A 26,402-nucleotide genomic window follows, 5' to 3' on the forward strand; every position below is an offset into this window, starting at 1 on the left:
GACCGCTCATCCAGACGACGGCCCGGGCCCCGCACGGGATCCGGGCCGACCGGCGTTCTCGGGCAGGCCCAACAGCCGGGTGACGGCGGGGGCGAGGACCTCGGCGTTCGCGGCGGTCTCCGTCGGCGTCCAGTCGGTCGCGCGCTCGACGACGGCGCGGATGGCCCCCGGCGTCGCCACCAGGAGCGTCTCGAACTCGGCCGCACCCACGACGACGTCGGCCGCGGCCAGGGCGGCGCGCACGTCCGCCTCCATCCGTCGCGACAGGGCGTCCGTGCCCGCGGGCCGGTCTGCGCGGCTCAGGGCCTGCGCCAGTTCGGGCCGTTCGACGATGGGCCTGCCGGTGAGCCGGATGCTCTCGGTGAGCCGCCGCACCGGGTCGGCGTCGGGCTCGAGATGTGCGTCCAGCCAGGCGAAGTAGTCCGCGACGGTCTCGTCCCTCGCCGCCTCGAAGAGGTCTTCCTTCGAAGCGAAGTGGTTGTAGAACGAGCCGAACCCCACGTCCGCGAGCTCGGTGATGGTCTGGATGCTCGCCTGCCTGCCGTCCCGCTCGAGGAGGAGTCGTCGAGCAGCCCCGACGAGCGCCGTGCGAGTGCGTTCCTTGCGGCGCTCCCGACGGCCGCCGCGCGGCTCCTCCGGGGTGTCCGGTATGCCCCGGAACGTAGCACCGACGCCAAAGCCGATGGTGTCATCAGTAACCGGCGGTCTTCTTCGCCGCGGTGGACGAGGCGCACCGGCGCGGGCTGCGGATCGCGGGTCACCTGCCACCGGCGGTCCACATCGAGGATGCGGCCGCGGCGGGCTTCGACTCGATCGAGCACCTCGGGACGGGCCAGAGCGTGTTCCTGACCCTGTCGTCGGAGTCGCAGGCGCCGTGGGCCCAGGAGCCGACCGGCCTGCCGTTCCCGGCCTGGGTGGCCCGGCTGCAGTTCGCGGCCGAGTTCATCGACGCGTTCCAGAAGGAGACCTTCCTCGGTCCCGCCACGAGCACCACGGACGAGGCACAATCGCCCTGCTCCGACGGGCCTTCGAGACCTACTCCGAGGAGCGCACCGACGCGCTGGGTCGCTCCTTCGCGGACAACGGGGTCTGGCACTGCCCGACCCTCGTCGGCCTGCGTGGCAAGTACCGCCCCGATGGCCCGGAGTTCCGGGAGGATCCCTGGCTGCAGCGCGCGCCCGCCGATCAGCGCGAACGTCAGCAGGCCGACGCCGAGGCGTTCCGCGCGGCCCCGCAAGCCGACCGCGACGTGCTGCACGAGTACTGCGAGCGCTGTGTGCGGACGGTCGGTCGGGTCGCCGCGGCAGGCACGCGGATCATGAGCGGAACCGACACCAGCGGCCGCGGTGTCGCGCGCTCGATCCACGAGGAGTTCCGGGAGCTCGGTCGGGCGGGCCTGAGCCCCTCGAGGTGCTCCGCAGCACCACCACGGCGCCGGCCGAGTACCTCGGCCGCGGCGAGACGATGGGCCGCATCGTCCCGGGGGCCGACGCAGATCTCCTCCTGCTCGCCGCCGACCCGCTGCAGTCGGTCGAGAACCTCGCCACGGTCTCCACCGTGGTGCGTGCCGGGCACGTGCACCCGATCGACGCGCTCGACGCCCGGGTGGGCGCGCTCCTCGCGACGGCCTGACGCCGTCACCCCGCCACGACGCGGGGTGACGGCGTCCTAAGGTCGACTCCATGCGCTCCCTCGCCGTCCTCGGCCTGCTCGTCGCTCTGGCGGGCTGTTCCTCCCCGGCCCCCGAACCGGCACCGGCACCGGCGGCCGCCCCCGCGCCGCCGCCCGTCTGCACGGTGGACGACATCGGGGTGTCGGGGGACCCCGGCAGCAAGCCGACGATCACCGTGCCGGATACCTGCACCCCGCCCGCGCAGCTCCTGAGCAAGGACCTCGTGGTCGGCACCGGCCCCGAGGTCGTCCTCGGCTCCACCGTGCAGACCCACTACGACCTCGTGACCTGGTCGGACAAGCGGGAGCTCGACGCCTCCTGGTTCCGCGGCGAGACCTTCCCGCTGGAGAAGGTGGGCGACGCCCCGGTCATCGACGGCTGGAACGAGGGTGTGGTCGGCATGCGCGAGGGCGGCCGCCGACTGCTGGTGATCCCGCCGGACAAGGCGTACGGGGCGGGCGGTCGTGGCATCGCACCGAACGAGACCCTCGTCTTCGTCGTGGACGCGGTCCAGGTGTCCTGAGCTCCGTCCGGGCGGTCCGCCCGCACTCGTCGTCGCGGTGACGGCCCTGCTCCGGTTCGACCCGCGTCGCCGCCTCCCGGGCACCGACGACGACGGCATCCCCGACCACACCGATCCGGGATGAGCCCTCAGCCGAGCTCGTCGCGCCGCGGGTCCGACGACGGCAGCAGACCCCGCAGCCGGTGGCGCAGCTCCTCGTCGTCGGTGCCCGCGGTCCGACCGGCCCGGACCAGGGTCCACAGCGCGTCCGGGTCGTCGGCCCGCAGCAGTGCCGACCGGACCGCGACGGCGAGCTGCTCGCGGGCCCGGCGGATCTCCGGTGCGTCGGAGGTCGGCAGCAGCGGCCCACGGGCGGCCTCGGCCGCGGCGTCGCGGACCCGACCCTCCCGCAGCGCCGCGCGCAGCCGGAGGAAGTCGGCGTCGATGTCGGCGACGAGCCGGTAGGGCTGGGTCCGCACCGTGTCCTCGCCGACGGCGCGCCGCAGCCGGTGCACCTCAGCGCGCACGGTGATGGCGCGGCCGCCGTCGCCGTAGAGGGCGGCGGCGAGCTGGTCGGCGGTCAGTCCCTCCGGGTGCAGCGCCAGCAGCGCGAGGACCTCGGCGTGGCGCAGGCCCAGGCGCACCGGGCGCCCGTCCCGGCGGGCGACGACGGGGGTCCGCGCCCCGAGCAGCGGCAGGGTCAGCGCCGTCCGCGCGGTCCCCCCCGCGGACAGCCGCAGCAGCCAGCCCTCGCCCAGCGGCTCCAGCACCCCCGCGACGGACCCGCCGCCCGCCGGCGCCCCGCCGACCACGACGCCGTCGACGACGACCCGGTCCCCGCCGTCGGGCAGAGCGATCCGCTCCGGGAACTCACTGCCCGGCGACGCGGCCAGCACCCGCCCGTGCGCGGACAGGAGCGCGCCCGGGGTGCCCCCGAGCCGGGTCAGGTGCGGCCAGTACTCCTCGCGCAGCCGCCGGTCGTGGGCCTCGGCGATGGCCAGTAACCGGTGTTCGGCCAGCCGCGCGGCCGCGGTGACCAACGCCAGCGTCGTCGGGTGGAAGCTCTCCTCCGGACCGGTGACGTCGACGGTGCCCACCACCTGCCCGGTCGCGGGGTCCCGCACCGGCGCGGCCGCGCAGGTCCACGGGTGGTAGGCGCTGACCAGGTGCTCGGCGGAGTGGATGCGGACCGGGGCGGCGCCGGCCAGCGCGGTGCCCATCGCGTTGGTGCCGACGGCGTCCTCGCTCCACCGGGTGCCCTCCACCAGGTCGACCCGCTCGGCGCGGGTCAGTACCGCGCGGGCGCCCTCGCGCCACAGGACCCGCCCGCGCCCGTCGGTCACGACCATCATGTGCCGGGCCTGTTCGGCGGCGTCGGTCAGCGTGTCGCGCAGCACCGGCAGCACGGACGCGAGGGGGTGCGCCGCCCGCCGGTCGGTGAGCTCGGCGCGGTCGTAGTCGTGCGGGGGACGGGCGCGTTCCGGGTCGACCGCCGCGGCCAGCGAGCGGACCCAGGAGGCGCGGACCTCGGGCCGGACCCCGGCGGGGTGCGTGCCGGGGGAACCGCCGAGCAGGGCGTCGCGCGCCCGCTCGTACACCCGGCGATCCGCGTGCTCCGCTGCCACGTCCTCACCTTACGATCAGCTTTGCCTTACCTGAATCGAATCCGCGTGATCGGCACTCACCGGAGGGTGAGGTTCCGCATCTGCGTGCAACTTCTGTGCAACCCCCACCTTCCTAGTGTCGGCGGTCACGCGCAACGTGCGTTCCGCACCGCGCCCTCGGTTCGACGAAGCACCTCAGGGAAGGACCATTCATGGCCGTCTACGCCAACCCCGGTCAGCCGGGCAGCGTCGTCTCCTTCAAGCCGCGCTACGAGCACTTCATCGGCGGCGAGTACGTCGCTCCGGTGAAGGGCCAGTACTTCGAGAACCCGACCCCGATCACCGGTGAGAACTTCACCGAGGTCGCCCGGGGCACCGCCGAGGACATCGAGAAGGCGCTCGACGCCGCGCACGGCGCCGCCCCGGCGTGGGGGAAGACCTCCGCCGGTGAGCGGGCGAACATCCTGAACAAGATCGCCGACCGGGTCGAGGCGAACCTCGAGCTGATCGCGATCGCCGAGTCCTGGGACAACGGCAAGGCCTGCCGCGAGACCCTGGCCGCCGACATCCCGCTCGCCGTCGACCACCTGCGCTACTTCGCCGGTGCGATCCGGGCGCAGGAGGGCACGTCGTCGGAGATCGACGCCGACACCATCGCCTACCACTTCCACGAGCCGCTGGGCGTCGTCGGCCAGATCATCCCGTGGAACTTCCCGATCCTGATGGCGATCTGGAAGCTGGCCCCCGCGCTCGCCGCCGGCAACGCGATCGTCCTGAAGCCGGCCGAGCAGACCCCGGTCTCGATCCACGTGCTGCTCGAGCTGGTCGCCGACCTGCTCCCGCCGGGTGTGCTGAACGTCGTCAACGGCTTCGGCGTCGAGGCGGGCAAGCCGCTGGCGTCGAACAAGCGCATCCGCAAGATCGCCTTCACCGGTGAGACCACGACCGGCCGGCTGATCATGCAGTACGCCTCGGAGAACCTGATCCCGGTCACCCTGGAGCTCGGCGGCAAGAGCCCCAACATCTTCTTCGACGACGTCGCCTTGCAGCAGGACGCCTTCTACGACAAGGCGCTCGAGGGCTTCGCGATGTTCGCCCTCAACCAGGGCGAGGTCTGCACCTGCCCGTCGCGCGCGCTCATCCAGGGCGGCATCTACGACGAGTTCCTCCAGCAGGCCGTCAAGCGGGTCGAGCAGATCAAGCAGGGCAACCCTCTCGACACCGAGACCATGATCGGTGCGCAGGCCTCGAACGACCAGTTCGAGAAGATCCTGTCCTACATCGACATCGGCCGGCAGGAGGGCGCCAAGGTCCTCGCCGGTGGCGAGAAGGCCGAGATGGGCGGTGACCTCGCGGGCGGCTACTACATCAAGCCGACCGTGTTCGAGGGCAACAACCAGATGCGGATCTTCCAGGAGGAGATCTTCGGCCCGGTCGTCTCGGTGGCCCGCTTCACCGACTACGACGACGCCATGAAGATCGCCAACGACACGCTCTACGGCCTCGGCGCCGGCGTGTGGAGCCGCGACGCGAACACCGCCTACCGGGCGGGCCGCGAGATCCAGGCCGGCCGGGTGTGGGTGAACAACTACCACGCCTACCCGGCGCACGCGGCCTTCGGCGGCTACAAGCAGTCCGGCATCGGGCGCGAGAACCACAAGATGATGCTGGACCACTACCAGCAGACCAAGAACATCCTGCAGAGCTACTCGCCGAACGCGCTGGGCTTCTTCTGATGGGTGAGCCGGACGTCGGTGTCACCTCGACCGAGCGGGTGACGCTGACTCCGGCGGCCGCCGATCTGCTGGTCAGACTCACCGACCTGCACGGTCCGCTGATGTTCCACCAGTCCGGTGGGTGCTGCGACGGCAGCGCCCCGATGTGCTACCCGGACGGTGACTTCAAGACCGGCAACTCGGACGTCCACCTGGGCGACCTGCGGGTCGAGGGACTGGAGAAGCCGATCGGCTTCTGGATGTCGGCGTCGCAGTACGAGTACTGGAAGCACACGCATCTCACCGTCGACGTCGTGAAGGGGCGCGGCAGCGGGTTCTCGGTCGAGGCGCCGGAGGGCGTCCGGTTCCTGATCCGCTCGCGGCTGTTCACCGACGACGAGTGGCGGGCGATGCAGGACTGACCCACCACGGCCCGGGGCACCCCGCCCCGGGCCGTGGTCGTACCCGGGGCGAGGAGCACCGATGACGCACACCCTGCGCGGACTGATGGGCCTGCCGGCGGACCCGGCGCCGCTGTCCCGCTCCGCACTCATCATGATCGACCTGCAGAACACCTACACCGAGGGCGTGATGCGGCTCGAGAACGTCGAGCCGGCCCTCGGGGAGGCGGCCGAGCTGCTCGACCGCGCCCGCTCCGCCGGGTCCCGGATCATCCACGTCCGGCACGACGCCGGTGCGGGCAGCCCGTACGACGTCACCGCGCCGATCGGCGCCATCCACGACTCGGTGGCCCCGCGCGCCGGCGAGGCGGTGGTGACCAAGAACTTCCCCAGCGCGTTCGTCCACACCGGGCTGGCGGAGCTGCTGGAGGGCTACCAGGAACTCGTGCTCGCCGGGTTCATGACGCACATGTGCGTGAACTCCACCGCGCGCAGCGCGTTCTCGGGCGGCTACGTGCCGACCGTCGTCGCGGCGGCCACGGCCACCCGGGCCCTGCCCGGCGTGCACGGCACCGTCGCGGCGGCCGAGGTCCACGACGCGGCGCTGGCCGGCCTCGCCGACCTGCCCGCGATCGTGGTCCCGGACCAGAAGGCCGTCCCCTCCTGAGCCGCACCCGCCCGGGCCCGGGCGGGCCGGTCAGAGGGCGGCGTCGATCGCGGCGAGGGTCGCGGCGGCGGGGGCCGGGACGCCGACACCGCGGCCGTGGCGCACCTGCGGCTCGGGGACGTTGATCCGCACCAGCGCGCCGGTCGCGGCCGAGGCCAGCTCCGAGCGGCGACGCACCGTGGGCAGGGCCCCGCCCGCCCCCAGCTCGACGACGACCACCCCGGCCCGGTGCGCCGCCAGCCAGTCCACGTGACGCTGCAGCGCCGTCGCGGCGTGGGAGTCGTCCCAGCCGCCGTCGCCGAACATCAGGATCGCCGGACGGGCGAGCCCGCCGCAGCCCGGGCAGCGGGGCAGCCCACCGACGGTGCGCATGGTGGCCTCGTCGACCGGCACCTCGACGCCGTCGGCCGGCCACACGCCGTGGCCGCAGAGCCGTAGGCACTGCAGGTGGTGGATGGAGCCGTGGACCTCGGCGACGTCCTCCGGGGCGAAGCCCGCCCGCTGGAACTGGCCGTCGACGTTCGAGGTGAACACGTTCGACGGCATCCGGTCGGCCCAGCGGCGCAGCACCGCGAACCCGGGGTGAGGCACGGTGTCCCGGTAGAGGTGCAGGCGGTTGCCGTAGAAGCCCCAGGCCAGCTCCGGGTCGTCGGCGAAGTGCTCCGGGTCGGCCAGCTCCTCGAATCGCAGCCCGAGGCGCGCGTAGGGCGGGTAGGCCCGCCAGAAGCCCTCGTCGCCGCGGAAGTCCGGCAGCCCGGAGTCCACGCCCATCCCCGCGCCCGCGGTGATCAGCAGGGCGTCCGCGTCACGGACCAGGCGCGCCGCCGCGGCGATCTCGGTGGAGAAGGCCGCGGCGACCTCGCCGGGGTCGGGGTGAGGGTCGATCAGGACCCCGCCGCGATCTGCTGCAGGTCGACGACCTCGAACTCCAGCAGTGACGCGCCCTTGGCGACCGGCTGCGGTGAGCGCTCACCGGCATGCGCCTCGGCGGCCGGCCCCGCGCGCCAGGCCTGGAAGTCCTCCTCGGTCTCCCAGCGGGTCACGACGAAGTACCGGTCGTCGCCGGACACCGGGCGCAGCAGCTCGAACCCGAGGAAGCCGGGCTGCCCGTCGACGGTGTGCAGGCGGTTCGCGAACCGCTTCTCCAGCTCGGGGCCCGCGTTCTCCGGGACCTCGATCGCGTTGATCTTCACAATGGCCATGCCCGCCACGTTATCCCCGCCCGGCCTCGTCGACGCGCATGCGCCATGCGTCACCGATCAGCTCGGCCAGCCGGCCGGTGTCCACCTGCTCCAGGCGGACGAGCACCAGCGGCCACGGTGCGTGCCCGGGGTCGGTGAAGAACAGATCGGGCTCGCCGAGCAGCAGGGCCTGCTTCTCCGCCTCGTCGCCGACGTACAGCACCGCGACGTCGGTCCTGATCACCCGTCGTCTGCGGGGCACCCGCTCCGGCCACGACCACACGAAGCCCTTGCCGCACACCCGGAAGTCGAACCCCTCGCTCGGGTTCTCGACGACACCGTCGAGGGCGAGCGCGATCCGCCGCACGTCCTGTTCGTCCCCCACGGGGCAAGCCTAGGGGCGACGGGCGCGGCCCTCCGGCCGCGCTCCGAGGACCGCCGTCTCCCCGGTGCGTGAGTCGTGCAGCTCGACGGCGGTGATCCGCGCCCGCACCGGGGAGACCGGGTGCAGCAGCGCGAAGGCCTCGGCGGGCCGCCCGGTCGCCAGCACCACGTGCGGCAGCCAGGAGCCCGGCAGGTGCGCGGCGTGCGCTCCCCGCACCCGTCCGGCCAGCGCGTCGTGCACGGCGGTGTGCACGGCCAGCACCTCGGGGTCGGTGACGGCGGTCAGCGCCAGCACCTCCGGTGCGTCCGGGCCGACCGAACCGAGACCGGCCAGCCACAGCACCGGCAGCGCGACCAGCCGCAGCTGGGCGGTCAGCTCCCGCACGGCGGTCGGTGGGATCGTGCCCGCCGCGGCGACGGTCACGTGCGGCGTCCCGGCCGGGACCGCGATCCCGGCCGCGGCGAGCCGGTCGCGCAGCGCGGTGAGCGCGGCGGCGCCGTCGTCGTCGAGCCGGAACCGGACGGTGCTGGGCATCGGGGCCGCCGCTCAGACGGGGAGGGCGAAGCGGCCGTCGTCGGTCTGCTCGGCCAGCCCGTCGACCAGCAGCGAGTGCAGGCACCGGTCGCGCTGGCCCGCATCCGACCAGACGGCGTCCAGAGCGGTCCGCTCGACCGGCCCGTGCGCGGTGCGCAGCACGTCCATGAGCCTGCCGCGCACCTGGCGGTCGGTGCCGGCGAAGCCCTGGACCGGTTTGCGCGGGCCGTCGTAGGCGGGGCGGCCTGCCGCCACCCAGGCGCAGCGGGCCGCGACCGGGCAGTCCGCGCAGCGCGGCGAGCGCGCGGTGCAGATCACCGCGCCCAGCTCCATCAGGCCGGCGGAGACGATGGCGGCCTCGGCGTCGTCGTCGGGCAGCAGTGCGTCGACGTCGGCCAGGTCGGCCCGGGTGCGGGCCGGTCCGGCGTCGCCCTGTCCGTGCACCGCGCGGGCCACCACCCGCCGGACGTTGGTGTCGACGACGGCGGCACGCTGGCCGAAGCCGAACGCCGCCACCGCCCGCGCGGTGTAGGAGCCGACGCCCGGCAGGGCCTCGAGCGCCTCGACGTCGGGGGGGACGGCGTCGCCGTGCTGCTCCGCGATCGCCGCGGCCGCGTCGTGCAGCCGGATCGCGCGGCGCGGGTAGCCGAGCTTGCCCCAGGCCCGCAGCACGTCCGCGCGCGGTGCGGCCGCCAGCGACGACGGCGCGGGCCAGCGCTCCATCCAGTCCCGCCAGACCGGCTCGACCCGCGCGACCGGGGTCTGCTGGAGCATGAACTCGCTGACGAGCACGCCCCACGGGGTGGTCTCGGGGCGCCGCCACGGCAGGTCGCGGGCCTGCGCCCGGAACCACGGGGAGATCAGATCGGCCACCACGCCCCCAGTGTCGCGTGCCCCGGGCCGGGCCCGGCGACGACCCCACCGGGGGAACGGGTCGGGTGCGTCGGCGTCGCGGGATGCCGCCGCGGTCCCGGCATGTGGATCACGTCTATTACCGCGTCCGCCACCGGGGCGCGCGCCACGACCGGGGCGGTTCCCCGCCGCCGGGGACCGGTCGGGACGGTGTCGCCAGGCGCCGGCGATCACCCGAGGTCGACGAGTCACCTGCACGGGGGTCGGGCGATCCGGTTCGGCACCCCCGTCCGGGCTGGTCCGAGGAGTGCGTGGGCGACCGTTCCGCCGGTGCGCTCACCCGGTCGGGAAGCGCGGGTCGCCCCGCCGGGTGGACCTCGCCGGACATGTCCGGTCCCGGCGCGGCGTTGGCGACTTCGCGTAACCGGAGATCTACCGTCGGTGACATGCACCCGGTGGGTCCCCTGCCGGCGTCGGTCTACTGGCGTCGGCGCGCGTGCGCGGTCGGCGTCGCGCTGATCGCGCTCTTCGCGCTGCTGTGGCTCACCGCCTGGGTGCTGGTCCCGCGGGGCTCCGACGAGCCGACCGGGACGGCCGCACAGACGACCCCCCAGTCGTCGCAGACCACATCGGACACCGGGACGGCGGCCCCCGCGCCGTCCCCGGCGTCCCCGTCCCCGGCATCCCCAGCCCCGGGGACGGGGACGCCCCCGTCCGTGCCGCTCCCCGCCCCCGCCGCGCCCGGAGCGCCTCCGGCCGCCGCGGCGGGGACGTCCGCCGGGCCCGTGACCCCGAACGCGGGCCCGGCGGACGAGACGGTCCGCCCCGACGACACGCCACGCCCGTCCGTGCAGGTGCCGCAGGCGGCACCGTCCCCGCCGACCGGCCCGGTGCCCTGCACCGACGCGATGATCGAGGTGCGCGCCGAGACGGGACAGCCGACCTATCCCGCCGGCGCGCGACCCGAGCTCCGGCTGGTCGTCACCAACGTCTCCGGCCAGCCCTGCGTGCGCGACCTCGACGGCGCCCAGCAGGAGATCGCTGTGTGGAGCGGTGACGGGGCGACCAAGCTCTGGTCGTCCAACGACTGCTCCAACCCGTCGTCGGACGACCTGCGGACCCTGGTGCCCGGCCAGCCGGTGGCCTTCGCCGTGACCTGGACCGGGCTCGGCTCCGAGCCCGGCTGCGCGGGCGAGCGCACCCGGGTGGGCCCCGGCGGCTACCGGGTCCTGGCCCGGCTCGACCAGGTCGTGAGCGAGCCCGTCCCGCTGCTCATGAGCTGAGGCTCAGCGGATGCGGGCCATGATCTCGCGCAGCGACGAGGCCTCCGTGATCTGCATGCCGGTGCGGCCGACCTCGGCCCCGGTCGGGACGATCGCCCGGGTGAAGCCCAGCCGCGCGGCCTCCGCGAGGCGCCGGTCCACCCCGTGCACCCGGCGCAGCTCGCCGGCCAGCCCGAGCTCGCCCAGCACGACGAGGTCCGCGGGCAGGGCCGCGTCCCGCTTCGCCGAGACGACCGCGAGCGCGATCGCGAGATCGGCCGCGGGCTCGGTGATCCGCATCCCGCCGACGGTCGCGGTGTAGACCTCGGCGTCGTGCAGCTTGAGCCCGCCCCGCCGCTCGACGACGGCGAGCAGCATCGGCACTCGCGACGAGTCCAGCCCGGTCACCGCCCGGCGCGGGCTCGGGATGTTCGCCCCCGCCACCAGCGCCTGAACCTCGGCCAGCAGCGGGCGTCGCCCGTCCATCACGACGGTCACCGCGGTCCCCGGCTGCACCGCGTCGGCGCCCTGGCCGAACCGGCCGAGGAACAGTCCCGAGGGGTCGGCGAGGCCGACGATGCCCGAGTCGCGCAGCTCGAAGCAGCCGACCTCGTCGGCCGGGCCGAACCGGTTCTTCACCCCGCGGACCATCCGCAGCGCCGAGTGCTTGTCGCCCTCGAAGTGCAGCACCACGTCGACCAGGTGCTCCAGCACCCGCGGGCCTGCGATGCCGCCGTCCTTGGTGACGTGGCCGACGAGCAGCACGGCCAGGCCGCGCTCCTTCGCCAGCGCGGTCAGCCCCACGGTCACGGCGCGGGTCTGGGTCACCCCGCCGGGGCTGCCGTCGACCGAGGCGGTGGACATGGTCTGGATCGAGTCCACCACCAGCAGCGACGGCCGCAGCGCGTCGACGTGGCCGAGCACCGACTCCAGATCGGACTCGGCGGCGAGGTAGAGCTCGTCGTGGACGCCGCCGGTGCGCTCGGCGCGCAGCCGCACCTGGCCCGCGGACTCCTCACCCGACACATACAGGACCCGGGACCGGGCCGCGGCCTGCGCGGCGACCTCCAGGAGCAGCGTCGACTTGCCGACGCCCGGCTCACCGGCCAGCAGGACCACCGCGCCCGGGACGAGCCCGCCACCGAGCACCCGGTCCAGCTCGTCGACGCCGGTCGGCCGGGCCCTGGCGGAGTCCAGCTCCACCTCGGCGATCCGCCGGGCCGGGGTGCTGGGTGCCCCGGCGACGACGGTCCGGCCGCCCCCGCCGGTGCGCACCGGCTCGACCTGCTCCAGCGAGCCCCAGGCCTGGCAGCCCGGACAACGCCCCACCCACTGCGCCGTGCGGTGGTCGCACTCGGTGCAGCGGTAGCCGCCCGAGCGTGCGGCGCGGGACCGGGGGGTCAGTTGCCGGCGGCGCCGCCGGCGCCGCTGCCCTCGTTGCCGGGCGCGACGGGGGCGCCCTCACCGGCCGGGACCGGGTTCGGCCGGTCGACCGGCGGGGCCTCGGCCTGGCCGCCGGTCTCGGAGTTCACGCCGGTCTCGGCGCCGTTGGTGCCGGACTCCTCGGAGTCGAACGACGCCCGCTCCGGGGCGTGCCCCGGCGAGCCCGCGGCGTGCGGAACGCCGGTCGGGACGGTGACGGTCACCGAGCCGGCCTTCTCGAACACGAAGGTCATCGGAATCTGCGCCCCGGCCGGGACCGGACGGGTCAGACCCTCGGCGACGAGCTGGACCCGCTTGGCGTTGGTCGGGGAGAGCTGCAGGTTGCCCGGCGAGACCAGCGCGATGTCCTGCGGCATCGTTGGGTCGCCCTGGATCTGCACCGACGCCGCGGCGGGGGAGGTGACCGACAGCAGGCGGTCGGCGACCGGAGCGGTGTTGACCAAGGTGGCGACGAGCGGTGCGGCGCCGCCCTGGCGGTACAGCGCGTCCGGACCGGCGGGCGTGGTCGGGTAGGCGATCTGCACGTCGCGCAGGTCGACAGAGCCGACCGTGACGTTGGCGCCGTTCACGGCGGCGACCTGGCGGGAGGTCTGCGAGATCTGCCCGGTCCCGCAGCCGCTGAGCAGCAGGCCGGTCAGGGCGGCGGCGCCGGCGACCCCGGCCAGGGTCCGGGCGGAACGGCGGGTGCGGCTCACGGTCGTCGTGTCCTTCCTTGCCGGTGCCCCGAAGTGCCCCCGGCGCACGTGCGGGGTCTGTCGGGGGCAGCCTAGTCGCGCGCTCCGACAGGTTGCGCGGTCGGGCACTCGGCTGTGACGACCGCGTCCCCACTGGACGGCGGGGACGGAAGACCCGGTGGTCCGGGACGTGACGCGGCGGCGACCGGCACGTGGCCGGATGGCCCCCGACGGGCGCCACGCCCGCGGAGAACACGTTCCTCCGCCGTTGTCAACCCCCTGACCTGCGACGACGGTGAAAGCCGGTCGCCGTCCCGCTCTGACGACGTGTTAATCTGGACGCAGCGAAAGGGGCCAGAGGACACATGGTTTTCAAGGTCGGAGAGACCGTCGTCTACCCGCACCACGGTGCCGCGCTCATCGAGGCGATCGAGACCCGGACGATCAAGGGCGAGGAAGTGCAGTACCTCGTCCTGAAGGTCCAGCAGGGTGATCTGACGGTGCGCATCCCCGCCGACAACGTCGAGGTGGTCGGTGTTCGTGACGTCGTGGGCCAGGAGGGACTGGATCGGGTCTTCGAGGTGTTGCGCGCGCCGCACACCGAGGAGCCCACGAACTGGTCGCGCCGGTACAAGGCGAACTGGGAGAAGCTCACGTCCGGCGACGTGAACAAGGTCGCCGAGGTCGTCCGCGACCTGTGGCGGCGAGAGAAGGACCGGGGCCTGTCCGCCGGTGAGAAGCGGATGCTGGCCAAGGCGAGGCAGATACTGGTCAGTGAACTCGCGCTGGCCGAGGGCACCGACGAGGAGCGGGCCGAGGTCCTGCTCGACGAGGTGCTCGCCACCGCGAACGCCTGACCGGCGTGCACGGACCGTCCTCCGGGGCGGGTGTCGTCGCGGTGCTTCCCGCGGCCGGTTCCGGGGTGCGGCTGGGTGCAGGTGTGCCCAAGGCGTTCGTCGGGCTGGCCGGGGTTCCCATGCTGGTGCGCGCGGTCGACGGCCTTCTCGCGTCCGACGTGGTCGGGCACGTGGTGGTCGTCGTCCCCGCGGACCAGGTGGACGACGCCGCGGCGATGCTGCCCGGACGCCCGGCGACGGTCGTCGCCGGCGGTGCCGACCGCACCGCCTCCGTCGCGGCGGGTCTCGCCGCGACCGGTTCGGACGCCGAGGTCGTGCTGGTGCACGACGCAGCGCGCCCGCTCACGCCACCCGACGTCGTCCGTCGGGTGGTCGGCGCCGTGCGCGCGGGCGCACCCGCCGTCATCCCGGTGCTCCCCGTGACCGACACGGTCAAGCGGGTCGACGCCGACGGCACCGTCGTGTCCACCGTGGACCGCTCGGAGCTGCGCGCGGTGCAGACCCCGCAGGGATTCCGCGCGGCCGACCTGCGTCGCGCGCACGCGGGCACGCCCGACCCCCGCACCGACGACGCCGGGCTGGTCGAGGCGCTCGGCGACCCGGTCGCCACCGTCGCCGGGGACCCGCTCGCGTTCAAGGTCACCACCGCGTGGGACCTGCGCATCGCCGAACTGCTGCTCGCCGGGGCGGGCCGCGTCACCGAGCACGAGGAACACGCATGAGGGTCGGGATCGGAACCGACGTGCACCCGGTCGAGCCGGGCCGGGACTGCTGGGTCGCGGGTCTGCTGTGGACCGGCACCGACGGGTGCGCCGGACACTCCGACGGCGACGTCGCCGCGCACGCCCTGTGCGACGCCCTGCTGTCCGCGGCCGGGCTGGGCGACCTGGGCGCGGTGTTCGGCACCGGCCGTCCGGAGTGGACGGGCGCGAGCGGGGCGACCCTGCTCGCCGAGGTCCGCCGCCTGCTCGCCCGCGACGGCTGGACCGTCGGCAACGCCGCCGTCCAGGTGATCGGGAACGACCCGAAGATCGGCACACGCCGGACCGAGGCCGAACGGGTGCTGTCGGAGGTGGTCGGCGGCCCGGTGTCGGTGTCCGGCACGACCACCGACGGGCTGGGGCTGACCGGACGCGGTGAGGGGCGCGCCGCCGTCGCGACGGCGCTGCTGCTCGCCGCGGGCTAGAGCTGCGGGCTAGAGACGCCCGGTCCGCTCCTGGATCCGCTCGGGCGTCAGGTCGCCGGTGTGGGCCGCCACCATCCAGGCGTGGCCGAACGGGTCGGCGATCCGCCCGGCGCGCCGCCCGTAGTCGTGGTCGGTCACCGGGAACAGCACGCGGCCGCCGTGGGCCACCATCGCCGCGGCGACCGCGTCCGGGGCGTCGACCTCCAGGGCCATGATCACCGCGCCGGGCCCCGACGGCGCCGGGTCGACGGCGTCGCCGTCCTTGAGGGCCCACTCGGCGCCACCGGCCCGCAGCAGGGCGTGCACCACGGCATCGGAACCGTCGGTGTAGCGCTCCACGAGCTCCGCGCCGAATGCGGCGAGGTAGAAGTCGATCGCGGCGTCGGCGTCGTGCACGACCAGCCGCGGGTACATCCGCTCAACAGCCATGCCGGACACCTTGCCCCAGCCCCACCGCGCGTGTAGTGGACGAATCGGAGGCCCGTACCCTGGTGACGTGAGCCTCAGACTTCTCGACTCAGCGACCAGGGAGCAGCGCGCCTTCACGCCGCTGCGGACCGGAGCCGTGTCGATGTACGTCTGTGGGGCGACGGTGCAGGGCCTGCCGCACATCGGCCACGTCCGCTCGGGCCTGAACTACGACGTGCTGCGTCGCTGGCTGGCCCGGTCCGGCTACGACGTCACGCTGGTCCGCAACGTCACCGACATCGACGACAAGATCCTGCGCAAGGCGCAGGCCGCGGGCCGTCCGTGGTGGGAGTGGGCGGCGACCCACGAGCGGGCCTTCACCGCCGCGTACGACGCGCTGGGCTGCCTGCCGCCGTCGGTGGAGCCTCGGGCGACCGGGCACATCACGCAGATGGTCGAGCTGATCGAGCGGCTGATCGAGCGCGGCCACGCCTACGCCGCGGGTGGCGACGTGTACTTCGCCGTGCGCACCCTGCCCGACTACGGCGCGCTGTCCGGTCAGCGCGTCGACGACGTCCACCAGGGTGAGGGCGAGGGCGGTGCCAAGCGCGACGCGCTGGACTTCACGCTGTGGAAGGCGGCCAAGCCCTGCGAGCCCAGCTGGCCCACCCCCTGGGGCAACGGGCGTCCCGGCTGGCACCTGGAGTGCTCGGCGATGGCGACGGCCTACCTCGGCCCGGAGTTCGACATCCACGGCGGCGGCCTGGACCTGGTCTTCCCGCACCACGAGAACGAGCGCGCCCAGAGCCACGCCGCCGGCGACGGCTTCGCCCGCTACTGGCTGCACAACGCCTGGGTCACCATGGGCGGGGAGAAGATGTCGAAGTCGCTGGGGAACACCCTGGCGATCGAGAACCTGCTCGAGCGGGTCCGCCCGGCCGAGCTGCGCTACTACCTGGTCGGCCCGCACTACCGGTCGGCGATCGAGTACTCCGACGCCGCGCTGGACGAGGCCGTCGCCGCGTACCGGCGGATCGAGTCGTTCGTGCACCGGGTGCGCGAGCGGCACGGCCTGCCCGAGGTCGCGGCGGAGCTGCCCGGCGCGTTCACCGCCGCACTCGACGACGACCTGGGAACCCCGCTCGCGCTCGGCACCGTGCACACCCTGGTGCGCGAGGGCAACACCGCCCTCGACGCCGGGGACGTCGCGGGCGCCCTGCGGACCGCGTCCGCGGTCCGTGCGACGACCGAGGTGCTCGGCCTGGACCCGCTGGCAGCCGGCGGTGCGGCCGAGGAGTCGGGCGACGCCGCCCGGCAGGCACTGGGCACCCTGGTGGAGTCGATGCTCGAGCGCCGCCGGGCCGCGCGCGCCGAACGCGACTTCGCCACCGCGGACCGGCTCCGCGACGAGCTGCTCGCCGCCGGGATCGCCGTCGAGGACGGCGCCGACGGCTCCACCTGGACTCTCAAAGACGCTTAGGACTCGTAGAACTCATGGCAGGCAATTCCAAGCGCCGCGGTGCGATCCGCAAGGAAGGCACCAAGAAGGGCATGGTCGTCGGTTCCGGCGGTCAGGCCCGGCGCGCACTGAAGGGCAAGGGGCCGACCCCGCCCGCCGAGATGCGCCCCGGCCACCCGAAGGCGAGGGCGGCCGCGCGGCGTGCCGCCCAGGACCAGCAGCAGCGCCGACGCCCGGTCGCGGGCCGTCGCGGTGACGGGGAGACCCCGGAGACCGTGCTCGGGCGCAACCCGGTCGTCGAGTGCCTGCGGGCGGGCGTCCCGGCGACGGCGCTGCAGGTGGCCACCGGCATGTCCGCCGACGACCGGGTCACCGAGGCCGTCGCACTGGCGGCGGAGCGGGGCATCTCCATCCTGGAGGTGCCGCGCAACGACCTCGACCGGATCAGTGGCGGAGCGCTGCACCAGGGCGTCGCCCTGCAGGTGCCGCCGTACTCCTACGCCCACCCCGACGACGTGCTGGAGGCCGCGTCGCACTCCGGGCGCCCGGCACTGGCCGTGGCCCTGGACGGGGTGACCGACCCGCGCAACCTGGGTGCGGTCGTCCGGTCGGTGGGGGCGTTCGGCGGGCACGGCGTCGTCGTGCCGCAGCGGCGCGCCGCCGGCATGACCGCGGTCGCGTGGCGGACCTCGGCGGGCACCGCGGCCCGGGTCCCGGTCGCACGCGCCACGAACCTGACCCGCACCCTGCAGGAGTACGCCTCCGCCGGGCTGATGGTCGCGGGCCTGGCCGCCGACGGCGACGTCTCCCTCGACGACTTCGACCTGGCCACCGGGCCGCTGGTGATCGTCACCGGGTCGGAGGGCAAGGGACTGTCCCGGCTGGTCCGCGAGACCTGCGACGTGACCGTCTCGATCCCCCTGGCCGGCCGGGTGGAGTCGCTGAACGCCTCGGTCGCCACCGGCGTCGTGCTGGCCGAAGTGGCCCGCCGTCGTCGCACCCACCGCTGACCCGATCCCATGATCGCCGCGTGCCGTGCGGGATCAGGCGCGGACCGGGCCGCGGCCGCGCAGCCGGCCGACCAGGCGGCAGAGCAGGTAGGCGACGAACCCGATGGTCGCCACGTAGGCCGAGATCGGCAGCCCCGGCGCCAGCGACAGGATCGTCCCGCCGACCAGCGCGACCTCCGCGATGACGATCGCGATAATGGTCGCCAGCAACGGGTTCGCGGTCACCCGGTTCGCCGCGGCGCCGGGCACGATCAGCACCGACAGCACCAGGATCGCGCCGACGATCGGCACGGCCAGCGCCGTCACCAGCCCGATCAGCACGCTGAACACCAGGGTCAGCGCGCGGACGGGCACGCCGCGCGCCACCGCGACGTCGGGGTCGGTGCTGGCGAACAGCAGCGGCCGGTAGAGCACCGCCAGCGTCGCGAGCACGACGGCCGCGACGACCCCCAGAACCCACAGGTTCTGCTGGTCGACCGAGACGATCGAGCCGGTGAGCAGGCCGAAGCGGTTGGAGGAGCGGCCGTCGTAGAGGGCCAGGAACAGCACGCCCAGGCCGAGCCCGAACGCCATCACCACGCCGATCGCGGAGTCCCGCTCGCGTTGCCGCAGCCCCAGCACACCGAAGATCACCGCGGCGACGACGGCGCCCACCACCGCTCCCACCCCGACGGCGACGCCGAGCAGCAGCCCGGCCGCGGCGCCGGTGAAGGCCAGCTCGGCGGTGCCGTGCACGGCGAAGGCCATCCCGCGGCTGACGATCAGCGGGGCGAGCAGCCCGGCGACCAGCCCGAGCACCGCGCAGGCGATGAGCGCGTTGCGGACGAACGGGTAGCCCAGCAGCGCGCCGGTGCCGGACAGATCGAGGATGCGGGCCAGGAACTCGGTCATGCGCCACCCCCGACCGCGGTGACGCCGTGCTCGGCGTGCTCGTCGCGGGTGACCGGCGAGTCGTCGGCCCCGACCACGACCAGCCGGTCCCGGACCCGCAGCACGTCGACGTCGGTGCGGTAGAGCCGCGACAGCGTCTCCGAGGTCATGACCTCGTCGGTGGTGCCGATCGAGAACCGGCCGTCGACGAGGTAGAGGACCCGGTCCACCAGCGGCAGCACCGGGTTGATCTCGTGGGTCACGAACAGCACCGCGGTGTCCGCGGCGCGGCGGCGCTCGTCGATCAGCCGGGTCACGATCCGCTGGTGGGACAGGTCCAGGCTGAGCAGGGGCTCGTCGCACAGCAGTACCGCCGGGTCCCCGACGAGTGCCTGTGCGACCCGCAGCCGTTGCTGCTCGCCGCCGGACAGCCGCCCGACCGGGGCGTCGGCGTACCCGGTGCCGCCGACCTGGGCCAGCGCGCGGTCGACCCGCTCGCGCCGCTCGCGTCGCCGTCCCAGGCCGAGGCCGAAGCGGTGCCCGTCGAGGCCGAGACCGACGAGGTCGCGCCCGCGCAGCGGCAGGCCCGGGTCGAGCGGCTGCTGCTGCGGGACGTAGCCGATCTCGGGGCTGCCGCGTCGCGGGGTGTGCCCACCGACGGTCACGGTGCCCTCGGACAGCGGGAGCAGCCCCAGCAGGACGCGCATCAGCGTCGTCTTGCCGGAGCCGTTCGGGCCGAGGACGGCGACGAACTCGCCGGGTGCGACGTCCAGGTCGAGGCCGGACCACAGGGTCCGGTCCCCGAACCGCAGGCCTGCCCCGCGCAGCGACAGCGCGGACCGTTCCGGGAGCCCCATGTCAGCGGTTCAGCGCCGCGGACAGCTCGTCCAGGTTGGCGTTCATCCACTGCACCCAGTCGGTGGTGCCCGCGGGCAGGGTCTCCGACATCTGGATCACCGGGACGCCTCCCTCCTGGGCGGCGTCGCGGACCTGGTCGGTGGTCGGCGAGGTCGTCTGGCTGTTCAGGATCAGCGCGTCGACCGGCGGCTGGGCGGTGAACAGCCCCAGCATCTGCGCGACGACGGCGGCCGGCGGGTCGGTGCCCTCCTCGACGGCCGAGGAGAACTCCTGCGGGGTGGCGTTCGCGATCCCGGCGGCCTGCAGCAGGTAGTCGGGCACCGGCTCGGTGACGGCGACCCGGGCCCCCGGGTGCGCACGGCCGATCTCGGTGGCCTTCGACGTCAGCTGGGCGACGCCGCCCTGGAGGGTCTGGGCGTTGGTGCGGAAGTACTCCGCGGCGCTCGGGTCGATCCGGCCGAGCTGCTCGGCGAGCTGGTCGGCGACCCGGCCGACCGCGGCCGGGTCGTACCAGACGTGCTCGTTGAACGAACCGTGCTCGTGCTCGGCGCCCGCGGCGGGCTCGGCCCCGGCCTCACCGGCGTGGTCGTGGCCGTGGTCGTGGTCGTCCGCGGCGGCCTCCTGCGCCCCCTCGATGCCGGAGACCCCGACGGCGTCGATCAGCGGGGCCTTGTTGCCGGAGGCGGAGACGAGGTCGGTCATGAAGGCGTCGTACCCGCCGCCGTTCATGAGCAGCAGCTGGGCCTCGCCGACGGTGGCCGCGTTCTGCGGGGTGGGCTCGTAACCGTGCGGGTCGACGTCGGGGGAGCTGATGATCGACTGGACCTGGGCGTAGTTGCCGCCCACGGCGCGGGCGACGGCGCCCCAGGCGTCGGTGGAGGCGACGATCTTCACCTGCGGGGTGTCGGCGCTGGTGGGGGCGTCGACCTGGCCGGAGCCGCAGGCGGTCAGTCCCAGGGCGAGTGCGGCCAGCCCGGCCACGAGCGCGGCCGGGCGGAGCGGGGATCGGGACACGGACGGATCTCCCATCAAAACATCGACATACATTTATTGGAAATCATTCTCAGATTCACTCTACCGTTGCGCGGCGCGCCGGGCCCGCGCCCGCCGTGTGATCCCGTCACGGCCGGTCTGGGCCGACTTTCACGTGCGTGACCGCGCCGCTACCGTTCGGGGAATGACAGGACCCCAGCACCCGCGGCGCCCGGCGACGCTGGCGTCGCTGGCCGCAGAGCTCGGGGTCTCGCGGACGACCGTGTCGAACGCCTACAACCGGCCCGACCAGCTCTCCGCGCCGCTGCGCGAGCGCGTCCTGGAGGCGGCCCGCCGGCTCGGCTACCCGGGCCCGGACCCGGTCGCCCGCTCACTGCGCACCCGGCGCGCCGGTGCGGTCGGCCTGCTGCTCACCGAGGCGCTCAGCTACGCCTTCCGGGACCCGGGCGCCACCGGCTTCCTGGAGGGGCTCGCCCTGGCCTGCGAGAAGGCGGGCACCGGGCTGCTGCTGATCCCGGTCAGCCCCGAGCACTCCGACGTCGACGCGGTCTACCAGGCCGGGGTCGACGGGTTCGTCGTCTACTCGGTCAGCGAGGACGACCCGCACTTCCGGGCCGTCCTGCAGCGCCCGGTGCCGACGGTGGTCTGCGACCAGCCCACCGGGATCACCGGCGTGGACCGGGTCGGCGTCGACGACCGCGCCGGCACCCTCGCGCTCGGACGGCACCTCGTCGAGCTCGGCCACCGCCGCGTCGGCGTGCTCTGCATGCGCCTGTCGTCGCACCGGCACGACGGCCCGGCCGACATCGCACGCCAGGAGGGGAGCTCCTACGCCGTGCAGCGCGAGCGCCTCGCCGGGCTCCGCGCGGCGTTCACCGAGGCCGGTGTCGACTGGGCCGACGTCCCGGTCATCGAGCGGTTCGAGCACTCCCTCGACGCCGGCGCGGACGGTGCGGCCACCCTCCTGGCGTCGCACCCCGGCATCACCGCGCTGGTGTGCACCTCCGACATCCTCGCCCTCGGCGCGCTGCGCGAGGCCCGCGACCGCGGCGTGCGGGTCCCCGAGGACCTCTCGGTCGCCGGGTTCGACGGCGTGCCCGAGGCCGAGCGCCTCGGCCTGACCACGGTCCGCCAGCCGTTCCGGGAGAAGGGCCTCGAGGCCGGGCGGCTGCTGCTCGAGCGCGGCGACCGCCACGTCCCCGAGTACGTCACCCTCCCGACCGAGCTGATCGTCGGGTCGACCACCCGGGAACTGCGTCAGTCCGGGGAGTTCTTCTCCGGATGGTGAGTCTGTCCGGGCTGCGGCGCTACCCGGTGAAGTCCTGCCGGGGTGCCGAGGTGGCGCGCGCCGTCGTCGAACGGGCCGGTCTCGCCGGGGACCGGCGGTGGATGCTCGTCCGCGACGACGGCGCCGTGGTCACCGCGCGCACCCATCCCCGGCTCGTGCTCGTCGCACCCACCCCCGCCGCCGACGGGCTCCGCCTGACCGGGCCGGAGATGCCGCCGCTGACGGTCCCGGTGCCCGACGGCGAGCCGCTGCCGGCCCGTGTGCACCGCTGGGACACCGCGGGCGTCCCGGCCGGCCCCGAGGCCGACGCCTGGTTCTCGGACCTGCTCGGCTCCCCGGTGCGGCTGCTCCACCTCGACGACCCGGCCCGGCGCCGCCCCGACCCGGACTTCTCCCACGACGACGACCGCGTCTCCTTCGCCGACGGCTACCCGCTGCTGCTCGCCTCCGTCGCCTCGCTCGACGCGCTGAACGCACTGGTCGCCGAGGGCAGGCACGCGACGGAGGCGCCGCTGCCGATGACCCGGTTCCGGCCGAACGCCGTCGTCGAGGGCGCACCCGCGTGGGCCGAGGACGGCTGGCGGCGCGTCCGGATCGGCGCCGCGGAGTTCCGGGTGGCGAAGGGCTGCGCCCGCTGCGTGCTCACCACCGTCGACCCGGAGACGGCGGCCAAGGGCCGCGAGCCGATGGCGACCCTGGCCCGGCACCGGAGGTTCGACGGCAAGGTGTGGTTCGGGGTCAACCTGATCCCGGACGACCCGGGCGCGGAGATCACCGTCGGTGACCCGGTCGAGGTGCTCGACGCCGTCGACCCGGCCTGCGGCCCGCCGCGCTGACCGGACCGTCCACGGATCGTCCCGGCCCGTCGGTATCGTCGGGTTCGGGTCGCCCGTCCGGGTGGCCGGACCGGGCGAGGGGGGAGGCTGGGTTGAACGACGCCGGCCCGCCCCGACGCCCGCGCCGCGGCCCGCCGCACGGGCGTTCCGCCGTGCCGCCGGCCTCTCCGCCCATCGCACCGCGCCCGCCGTCGGGTCCGCCGCGCCCTGCCGGCCCGGACCCCGCGCGAGCCCCGGGACCGGGCGGCGCCCGGCCCGCCCCGTCGGACCAGCGCGGCCCGGGACGGGGCGGACCCCCGCGCGTCGCCGGCCGGGGTCCCGCGCCGCCTGCCCCGCCCGCCGGGCGTTCCGCGTCGCCCGCACCGCGCGTCGTCCCGCCCCGCCGCGGCCCGGCGTTCCCCCCGGCCGCCCCACGGCCGGTCCCACCGGCCGACGACCGCGTGGACGCCGACCGTCGCCGGGACGCGGCGTCGCAGGCGCCGGAGGTGCTCCACCCCGCCCAGCGGCCCCTGCCCTCCCGCCGCGGCGTCCGCCGGAGCGGCCCGCCCCCGCGACGCGGAGCGGCGGTCCCGGAACCCCGGCCGGAGGTCGGTCGCCCCTCGCGCCGCACGATCGGGCCGCAGGTCGCGGCGCTGCGGGAACGGCTGCGCCGGCTGCGACCGCAGCGGCCACCGGGGACCCCACCGCCGTCGACCCGGGCCCGGCTGCGCACGGTGCTGCGCTGGGCGCTGATCGCCCAGACCGTCCCGCTGGTCCTGGTACTGCTGTTCACGCTGGTCAACCCGCCGTACACGATGTTCCGGCTGTGGAACTTCGGGCCGACCGTCGCGCAGTGGACCGACGCCGAGCACGTGTCGCGCAACTTCCTGGTCGTGGTGATGGGGCAGGAGGACCAGCAGTTCCCGGAGCGGATGCTCGCCGTCGACTACGGGATGCAGTGGGCGCGCGTGCAGGCGTACCTGGACGGCACCGACGACCCGTCCGGGTCGACGATCACCCAGCAGACCTCGAAGAACCTGTTCCTGTGGGCCGGTCGCTACCCGCCGCTCGAACCGCTCCGCAAGGCACTGGAGATCCCGCCGGCCGAGACGATGGAGATCGTCATGTCCAAGCGGCGGATCCTGGAGATCTACGTCAACGTCGCGCAGTTCGCGCCGCGCGTCTACGGTGTCTGCGCCGCGTCCTGGTACTACTTCGGCAAGTCCAGTCGCTCGCTCAGCGTCGACGAGTCCGCACAGCTCGTCGGGTTGCTGCCGTCCCCGCTGCACGTCGAGCGCGCCCCCGGCGGCGGCATGCGCTTCCTCGGCGACGCCAACGGCAACGGCGTCGCCGACCCCGGCGAGCGCGGCTGGATCAGTGCGAAGGGCTACTGGCACGCCCGCGAGCGCGCCCCGCGCTGGTACGCCCAGATGGGCGGGCTCGCCGCGACCGAGGGCATCGGCATCGCGGGCGACGCCTCGGACCTGCCCGCGGCCGACGACCCGTGCCGCGAGCCCCCGGCCGCGCTGGCCGACCTCGACTGACCAGGCCCCGTCACGCCCCGGTGCGCAGCGCGGCGAGGCGTTGCAGGACCGCGGCCACCTCCTGCGGGTCCGCGACCCGGTACCGGGCCGCGGTGTCGCCGTCGCCGACCTTGAGCCCGACGTCGCCGTCGCCCAGCACCCGGAACGCGGTCTCGTCGGTGACGTCGTCGCCGGCGAACAGCACCGCGTCGACGCCCAGCGCGGCCCGCAGCGCGTCGACCGCGGACCCCTTCGTCGTCTCGACGACCGCCAGGTCCAGCACGTCCTTGCCGGCGGTGGCGTCCACTCCGTCCCGGACCCAGTCGGCGCGGACCCGTTCCAGCAGGGCCGTCCCGGCGCCCGGCTCCATCCCGCGCACGTGCACCGCACCGCCCGCGGGCTTGGTCTCCAGCCGGGCCCCGGGAGTCCCGTCGACCACGGCGCGCAGGCCGTCGAGGAGCGTCGCGCGCCGCTGCTCCTGCTCGGCGGTGAGGAGGCCGCCGCGGCCGAGCAACGCGCCGAGCTCGTCGTCGTACTCGGCGCCGTGGCTGCCCACCAGCCCGACCGGCGGGCCGAACCCGGAGACGGCGGCGAGGTCGTCGCGGCCACGCCCGGACAGCATCACCACGGTCGTGTCGTCGAGCGCGGCGAGACGACGGACGGCGTCGGCGGCGGCCGGCAGCGGCCGGGACGCCGACGGGTCGTCCACCAGCGGGGCCAGCACGCCGTCGAAGTCGAGCGCGACGAGCAGCCGCGGCACCCGGGCGAGGCGGATCAGCGCGTCGTCGAGGCTCACTGCTGCACCCGGATCCCGAGCGCCTCCAAGAACGAGGTCGCCCAGCGGTCGACGTCGTGGTCGAGGACCTGTCTGCGCAGGGTGCGCATCCGTTTCCTGCCCTCCTCGGCGTTCATGGTCAGCGCCGCGTACAGCGCCTCCTTGACGCCGTCGGTGTCGTGCGGGTTCACCAGCAGGGCACTGGTCAGCTCGATCGCGGCGCCGGCGAACTCGGACAGCACGAGACAGCCGCCGTCGTCCGGGCGGCAGGCGACGTACTCCTTGGCGACGAGGTTCATGCCGTCGCGCAGCGGGGTCACGAGCATGACGTCGGCGGCGAGGAAGAACGCGGCCAGCTCCTCGCGCGGCAGCGAGCGGTGCAGGTAGTGCACCGCCGGGTGCCCGACGCGGGCGAACTCGCCGTTGATCCGCCCGACGGCCTGCTCGATGTCGGCGCGCATCTGCTGGTAGTGCTCGACCCGCTCGCGCGACGGCGTCGCCAGCTGGATCATGACGGCGTCGTCCACGGTCACCCGATGCTCCTCCAGGAGCTCGTGGAAGGCGCGCAGCCGGACGTCGATGCCCTTGGTGTAGTCGAGCCGGTCGACGCCCAGGACGATCTTGCGCGGGCTGCCCAGCTCCTCGCGGATCTGCGCGGCGCGCTTCTCCACCTCGGGGGTTCGGGCCAGCTCGTCGAGCCGGTGCGAGTCGATCGAGATCGGGAAGGCGCCGAGCCGGATGCGCCGGCCGCCGTGGCGGAGCACGTAGGGGTCGCGCTCGGAGACGGCCCCGGCGAGCTCCTGGGCGAGCCAGTGGAAGTTGCGGACGCCGCCGTCGGTGTGGAAACCGACCAGGTCCGCGCCGAGCAGCCCTTCCATGATCCGGGTCCGCCACGGCAGCTGGCGGAACAGCTCGACCGGCGGGAACGGGATGTGCAGGAAGAAGCCGATCCGCAGGTCCGGGCGCAGCTCGCGCAGCTTCCCCGGGACGAGCTGGAGCTGGTAGTCCTGCACCCAGACCGTCGCGCCGTGCGCGGCGATCTTCGCGACCTCCTCGGCGAATCGCTGGTTCACCGCGGTGTAGGCGCGCCACCAGTGCCGGTGGAACTGCGGCGGCGCGACGACGTCGTGGTAGAGCGGCCACAGCGTGCCGTTGGAGAAGCCCTCGTAGTAGTCGGTGACCTCCTGGGCGGTCAGCGTCACCGGGAACAGCGACAGGCCGTCCTCGGCGAAGGGCTCGACCTCCGCGTCGGGCACCCCGGGCCAGCCGACCCAGGCACCCTCCCGGGCCCGCAGGGTCGGCTCCAGCGCCGTGACCAGGCCGCCCGGGCTGCGCCGCCAGGTGGTGCTGCCGTCCGGGTGCCGCTCCAGGTCCACGGGGAGCCGATTGGCCACCACCACCAGATCCGCCGCGGTCACCGGTTCCCGTGTGGACACATGCCCTCCTCGACGCTCGCCCCGCGGCCGAC

Annotated in this window: 30 protein-coding genes; 14 read left to right on the plus strand and 16 right to left on the minus strand. The window is 74.6% G+C overall.

Features of this window, described 5'->3' with window-relative positions; translation table 11 throughout:
* Positions 1-6: 6 nt before the first annotated feature.
* Both XF36_RS30955 and XF36_RS31960 read right to left on the minus strand, forming a co-directional pair.
* Positions 7-768 (minus strand): TetR/AcrR family transcriptional regulator, encoded by a 762-nt coding sequence (locus tag XF36_RS30955; protein WP_082375665.1) that lies wholly within the window; start codon positions 766-768, stop codon positions 7-9.
* Positions 758-985, minus strand: coding sequence for a hypothetical protein (locus XF36_RS31960; RefSeq protein ID WP_145981519.1), 228 nt, complete (start codon positions 983-985; stop codon positions 758-760). Before XF36_RS31960 ends, XF36_RS30955 begins: the two co-directional genes overlap by 11 nt.
* A gap of 425 nt (positions 986-1,410) precedes the next feature.
* On the opposite strand from XF36_RS31960, the gene XF36_RS34630 reads away from it, so the two are divergent.
* Positions 1,411-1,632, plus strand: coding sequence for an amidohydrolase family protein (locus XF36_RS34630; RefSeq protein ID WP_060714048.1), 222 nt, complete (start codon positions 1,411-1,413; stop codon positions 1,630-1,632).
* Positions 1,633-1,682: 50 nt separating this feature from the next.
* Complete coding sequence (locus tag XF36_RS26405) at positions 1,683-2,195, plus strand: FKBP-type peptidyl-prolyl cis-trans isomerase (RefSeq protein WP_060714049.1); 513 nt, start codon at positions 1,683-1,685, stop codon at positions 2,193-2,195.
* Between the two features lie 128 nt (positions 2,196-2,323).
* On the opposite strand, the gene XF36_RS26410 is transcribed toward XF36_RS26405, so the two are convergent.
* Positions 2,324-3,799 carry a helix-turn-helix domain-containing protein gene (locus tag XF36_RS26410; protein WP_060714050.1) on the minus strand — a complete coding sequence of 492 codons (1,476 nt, stop codon included), beginning with the start codon at positions 3,797-3,799 and terminating at the stop codon, positions 2,324-2,326.
* Positions 3,800-3,990: 191 nt separating this feature from the next.
* On the opposite strand from XF36_RS26410, the gene XF36_RS26415 reads away from it, so the two are divergent.
* The 3 genes from XF36_RS26415 to XF36_RS26425 all read left to right on the plus strand — a co-directional run bounded on the left by XF36_RS26415 (position 3,991) and on the right by XF36_RS26425 (position 6,561).
* The gene (locus tag XF36_RS26415) at positions 3,991-5,514 is read left to right on the plus strand and encodes an aldehyde dehydrogenase family protein (RefSeq protein ID WP_060714051.1); all 1,524 of its coding nucleotides are present in this window, start codon (positions 3,991-3,993) and stop codon (positions 5,512-5,514) included.
* On the plus strand, positions 5,514-5,915 hold the full coding sequence (locus tag XF36_RS26420; RefSeq protein ID WP_060714052.1) for a DUF779 domain-containing protein: 402 nt from the start codon (positions 5,514-5,516) through the stop codon (positions 5,913-5,915). The genes XF36_RS26415 and XF36_RS26420 overlap by 1 nt, the downstream gene beginning before the upstream one ends.
* Positions 5,916-5,976: 61 nt before the next feature.
* Positions 5,977-6,561, plus strand: a complete 585-nt coding sequence (locus tag XF36_RS26425) for a cysteine hydrolase family protein (RefSeq protein ID WP_060714053.1) — start codon at positions 5,977-5,979, stop codon at positions 6,559-6,561.
* Between the two features lie 30 nt (positions 6,562-6,591).
* On the opposite strand, the gene XF36_RS26430 is transcribed toward XF36_RS26425, so the two are convergent.
* The 5 genes from XF36_RS26430 to XF36_RS26450 form a co-directional block, all read right to left on the minus strand.
* The gene (locus XF36_RS26430) at positions 6,592-7,332 is read right to left on the minus strand and encodes an SIR2 family NAD-dependent protein deacylase (protein ID WP_082375667.1); all 741 of its coding nucleotides are present in this window, start codon (positions 7,330-7,332) and stop codon (positions 6,592-6,594) included.
* A gap of 113 nt (positions 7,333-7,445) precedes the next feature.
* Positions 7,446-7,763: an antibiotic biosynthesis monooxygenase family protein gene (locus XF36_RS26435; RefSeq protein WP_060714995.1), complete on the minus strand. Its 318-nt coding sequence runs from the start codon at positions 7,761-7,763 to the stop codon at positions 7,446-7,448.
* A 10-nt stretch (positions 7,764-7,773) separates the two neighbouring features.
* Positions 7,774-8,127: an MmcQ/YjbR family DNA-binding protein gene (locus XF36_RS26440; RefSeq protein WP_060714055.1), complete on the minus strand. Its 354-nt coding sequence runs from the start codon at positions 8,125-8,127 to the stop codon at positions 7,774-7,776.
* A gap of 9 nt (positions 8,128-8,136) precedes the next feature.
* Positions 8,137-8,661 carry a 2'-5' RNA ligase family protein gene (locus XF36_RS26445; protein ID WP_060714056.1) on the minus strand — a complete coding sequence of 175 codons (525 nt, stop codon included), beginning with the start codon at positions 8,659-8,661 and terminating at the stop codon, positions 8,137-8,139.
* Between the two features lie 12 nt (positions 8,662-8,673).
* Complete coding sequence (locus XF36_RS26450; protein WP_060714057.1) at positions 8,674-9,537, minus strand: A/G-specific adenine glycosylase; 864 nt, start codon at positions 9,535-9,537, stop codon at positions 8,674-8,676.
* 422 nt (positions 9,538-9,959) lie between these two features.
* Between XF36_RS26450 and XF36_RS26455 the strand changes: the two genes are divergently transcribed.
* Positions 9,960-10,796, plus strand: coding sequence for a hypothetical protein (locus XF36_RS26455; RefSeq protein ID WP_060714058.1), 837 nt, complete (start codon positions 9,960-9,962; stop codon positions 10,794-10,796).
* A gap of 3 nt (positions 10,797-10,799) precedes the next feature.
* On the opposite strand, the gene radA is transcribed toward XF36_RS26455, so the two are convergent.
* Both radA and XF36_RS26465 read right to left on the minus strand, forming a co-directional pair.
* Positions 10,800-12,179, minus strand: coding sequence for a DNA repair protein RadA (gene radA, locus XF36_RS26460; RefSeq protein ID WP_075309695.1), 1,380 nt, complete (start codon positions 12,177-12,179; stop codon positions 10,800-10,802).
* Positions 12,176-12,913 carry a copper chaperone PCu(A)C gene (locus tag XF36_RS26465; RefSeq protein ID WP_060714060.1) on the minus strand — a complete coding sequence of 246 codons (738 nt, stop codon included), beginning with the start codon at positions 12,911-12,913 and terminating at the stop codon, positions 12,176-12,178. Before XF36_RS26465 ends, radA begins: the two co-directional genes overlap by 4 nt.
* Before the next feature lie 344 nt (positions 12,914-13,257).
* On the opposite strand from XF36_RS26465, the gene XF36_RS26470 reads away from it, so the two are divergent.
* From XF36_RS26470 to ispF, 3 genes are read left to right on the plus strand one after another with little or no spacing between them, the layout of a single operon-like run.
* On the plus strand, positions 13,258-13,749 hold the full coding sequence (locus XF36_RS26470; protein WP_020625956.1) for a CarD family transcriptional regulator: 492 nt from the start codon (positions 13,258-13,260) through the stop codon (positions 13,747-13,749).
* A 5-nt stretch (positions 13,750-13,754) separates the two neighbouring features.
* Positions 13,755-14,471 carry a 2-C-methyl-D-erythritol 4-phosphate cytidylyltransferase gene (gene ispD, locus XF36_RS26475; RefSeq protein ID WP_060714061.1) on the plus strand — a complete coding sequence of 239 codons (717 nt, stop codon included), beginning with the start codon at positions 13,755-13,757 and terminating at the stop codon, positions 14,469-14,471.
* On the plus strand, positions 14,468-14,935 hold the full coding sequence (ispF, locus tag XF36_RS26480; RefSeq protein ID WP_060714062.1) for a 2-C-methyl-D-erythritol 2,4-cyclodiphosphate synthase: 468 nt from the start codon (positions 14,468-14,470) through the stop codon (positions 14,933-14,935). Before ispD ends, ispF begins: the two co-directional genes overlap by 4 nt.
* Positions 14,936-14,944: 9 nt before the next feature.
* On the opposite strand, the gene XF36_RS26485 is transcribed toward ispF, so the two are convergent.
* Positions 14,945-15,364 carry a VOC family protein gene (locus XF36_RS26485; RefSeq protein ID WP_060714063.1) on the minus strand — a complete coding sequence of 140 codons (420 nt, stop codon included), beginning with the start codon at positions 15,362-15,364 and terminating at the stop codon, positions 14,945-14,947.
* Positions 15,365-15,431: 67 nt separating this feature from the next.
* Here XF36_RS26485 and cysS point away from each other — a divergent pair, with 67 nt between their 5' ends.
* Positions 15,432-16,823, plus strand: a complete 1,392-nt coding sequence (gene cysS / locus XF36_RS26490; protein WP_082375669.1) for a cysteine--tRNA ligase — start codon at positions 15,432-15,434, stop codon at positions 16,821-16,823.
* Positions 16,824-16,837: 14 nt separating this feature from the next.
* Positions 16,838-17,812 carry a 23S rRNA (guanosine(2251)-2'-O)-methyltransferase RlmB gene (rlmB, locus tag XF36_RS26495; protein WP_060714064.1) on the plus strand — a complete coding sequence of 325 codons (975 nt, stop codon included), beginning with the start codon at positions 16,838-16,840 and terminating at the stop codon, positions 17,810-17,812.
* A gap of 33 nt (positions 17,813-17,845) precedes the next feature.
* On the opposite strand, the gene XF36_RS26500 is transcribed toward rlmB, so the two are convergent.
* Genes XF36_RS26500 through XF36_RS26510 form a run of 3 tightly spaced genes read right to left on the minus strand, consistent with a single transcriptional unit; the run spans position 17,846 to position 20,554 of the window.
* Positions 17,846-18,703, minus strand: a complete 858-nt coding sequence (locus XF36_RS26500) for a metal ABC transporter permease (protein ID WP_060714065.1) — start codon at positions 18,701-18,703, stop codon at positions 17,846-17,848.
* Positions 18,700-19,539: a metal ABC transporter ATP-binding protein gene (locus XF36_RS26505; protein ID WP_060714066.1), complete on the minus strand. Its 840-nt coding sequence runs from the start codon at positions 19,537-19,539 to the stop codon at positions 18,700-18,702. Before XF36_RS26505 ends, XF36_RS26500 begins: the two co-directional genes overlap by 4 nt.
* Before the next feature lies 1 nt (position 19,540).
* Positions 19,541-20,554, minus strand: coding sequence for a metal ABC transporter solute-binding protein, Zn/Mn family (locus tag XF36_RS26510; RefSeq protein WP_060714067.1), 1,014 nt, complete (start codon positions 20,552-20,554; stop codon positions 19,541-19,543).
* Positions 20,555-20,717: 163 nt separating this feature from the next.
* Here XF36_RS26510 and XF36_RS26515 point away from each other — a divergent pair, with 163 nt between their 5' ends.
* The 3 genes from XF36_RS26515 (at position 20,718) to XF36_RS26525 (ending at position 24,180) form a co-directional block, all read left to right on the plus strand.
* The gene (locus tag XF36_RS26515; RefSeq protein WP_060714068.1) at positions 20,718-21,821 is read left to right on the plus strand and encodes a LacI family DNA-binding transcriptional regulator; all 1,104 of its coding nucleotides are present in this window, start codon (positions 20,718-20,720) and stop codon (positions 21,819-21,821) included.
* Positions 21,815-22,657, plus strand: coding sequence for an MOSC domain-containing protein (locus XF36_RS26520; RefSeq protein WP_060714069.1), 843 nt, complete (start codon positions 21,815-21,817; stop codon positions 22,655-22,657). The genes XF36_RS26515 and XF36_RS26520 overlap by 7 nt, the downstream gene beginning before the upstream one ends.
* A 440-nt stretch (positions 22,658-23,097) precedes the next feature.
* Positions 23,098-24,180 carry a transglycosylase domain-containing protein gene (locus XF36_RS26525; protein ID WP_060714070.1) on the plus strand — a complete coding sequence of 361 codons (1,083 nt, stop codon included), beginning with the start codon at positions 23,098-23,100 and terminating at the stop codon, positions 24,178-24,180.
* Between the two features lie 10 nt (positions 24,181-24,190).
* On the opposite strand, the gene otsB is transcribed toward XF36_RS26525, so the two are convergent.
* Together otsB and XF36_RS26535 are read right to left on the minus strand one after the other, a co-directional pair.
* On the minus strand, positions 24,191-24,955 hold the full coding sequence (otsB, locus tag XF36_RS26530) for a trehalose-phosphatase (RefSeq protein ID WP_060714071.1): 765 nt from the start codon (positions 24,953-24,955) through the stop codon (positions 24,191-24,193).
* Positions 24,952-26,370, minus strand: a complete 1,419-nt coding sequence (locus XF36_RS26535; protein WP_060714072.1) for an alpha,alpha-trehalose-phosphate synthase (UDP-forming) — start codon at positions 26,368-26,370, stop codon at positions 24,952-24,954. The genes otsB and XF36_RS26535 overlap by 4 nt, the downstream gene beginning before the upstream one ends.
* Between the last annotated feature and the right edge of the window lie 32 nt (positions 26,371-26,402).

Origin of the sequence: Pseudonocardia sp. HH130629-09, from assembly GCF_001294645.1 — a bacterium.
In the GTDB taxonomy this organism is placed as follows: domain Bacteria; phylum Actinomycetota; class Actinomycetes; order Mycobacteriales; family Pseudonocardiaceae; genus Pseudonocardia.

Coding starts and splice junctions, on each gene's coding strand:
- XF36_RS26505 (WP_060714066.1), bottom strand. CDS start 19,539: ATGGGGCTCCCGGAACGGTCCGCGCTGTCGCTGCGCGGGGCAGGCCTG.
- XF36_RS26455 (WP_060714058.1), top strand. CDS start 9,960: ATGCACCCGGTGGGTCCCCTGCCGGCGTCGGTCTACTGGCGTCGGCGC.
- XF36_RS26430 (WP_082375667.1), bottom strand. CDS start 7,332: ATGGGCGTGGACTCCGGGCTGCCGGACTTCCGCGGCGACGAGGGCTTC.
- ispF (WP_060714062.1), top strand. CDS start 14,468: ATGAGGGTCGGGATCGGAACCGACGTGCACCCGGTCGAGCCGGGCCGG.
- XF36_RS26405 (WP_060714049.1), top strand. CDS start 1,683: ATGCGCTCCCTCGCCGTCCTCGGCCTGCTCGTCGCTCTGGCGGGCTGT.
- XF36_RS26445 (WP_060714056.1), bottom strand. CDS start 8,661: ATGCCCAGCACCGTCCGGTTCCGGCTCGACGACGACGGCGCCGCCGCG.
- XF36_RS26515 (WP_060714068.1), top strand. CDS start 20,718: ATGACAGGACCCCAGCACCCGCGGCGCCCGGCGACGCTGGCGTCGCTG.
- XF36_RS26485 (WP_060714063.1), bottom strand. CDS start 15,364: ATGGCTGTTGAGCGGATGTACCCGCGGCTGGTCGTGCACGACGCCGAC.
- XF36_RS26470 (WP_020625956.1), top strand. CDS start 13,258: ATGGTTTTCAAGGTCGGAGAGACCGTCGTCTACCCGCACCACGGTGCC.
- XF36_RS26435 (WP_060714995.1), bottom strand. CDS start 7,763: ATGGCCATTGTGAAGATCAACGCGATCGAGGTCCCGGAGAACGCGGGC.
- XF36_RS26500 (WP_060714065.1), bottom strand. CDS start 18,703: ATGACCGAGTTCCTGGCCCGCATCCTCGATCTGTCCGGCACCGGCGCG.
- XF36_RS26420 (WP_060714052.1), top strand. CDS start 5,514: ATGGGTGAGCCGGACGTCGGTGTCACCTCGACCGAGCGGGTGACGCTG.
- XF36_RS26520 (WP_060714069.1), top strand. CDS start 21,815: ATGGTGAGTCTGTCCGGGCTGCGGCGCTACCCGGTGAAGTCCTGCCGG.
- XF36_RS26415 (WP_060714051.1), top strand. CDS start 3,991: ATGGCCGTCTACGCCAACCCCGGTCAGCCGGGCAGCGTCGTCTCCTTC.
- rlmB (WP_060714064.1), top strand. CDS start 16,838: ATGGCAGGCAATTCCAAGCGCCGCGGTGCGATCCGCAAGGAAGGCACC.
- XF36_RS26425 (WP_060714053.1), top strand. CDS start 5,977: ATGACGCACACCCTGCGCGGACTGATGGGCCTGCCGGCGGACCCGGCG.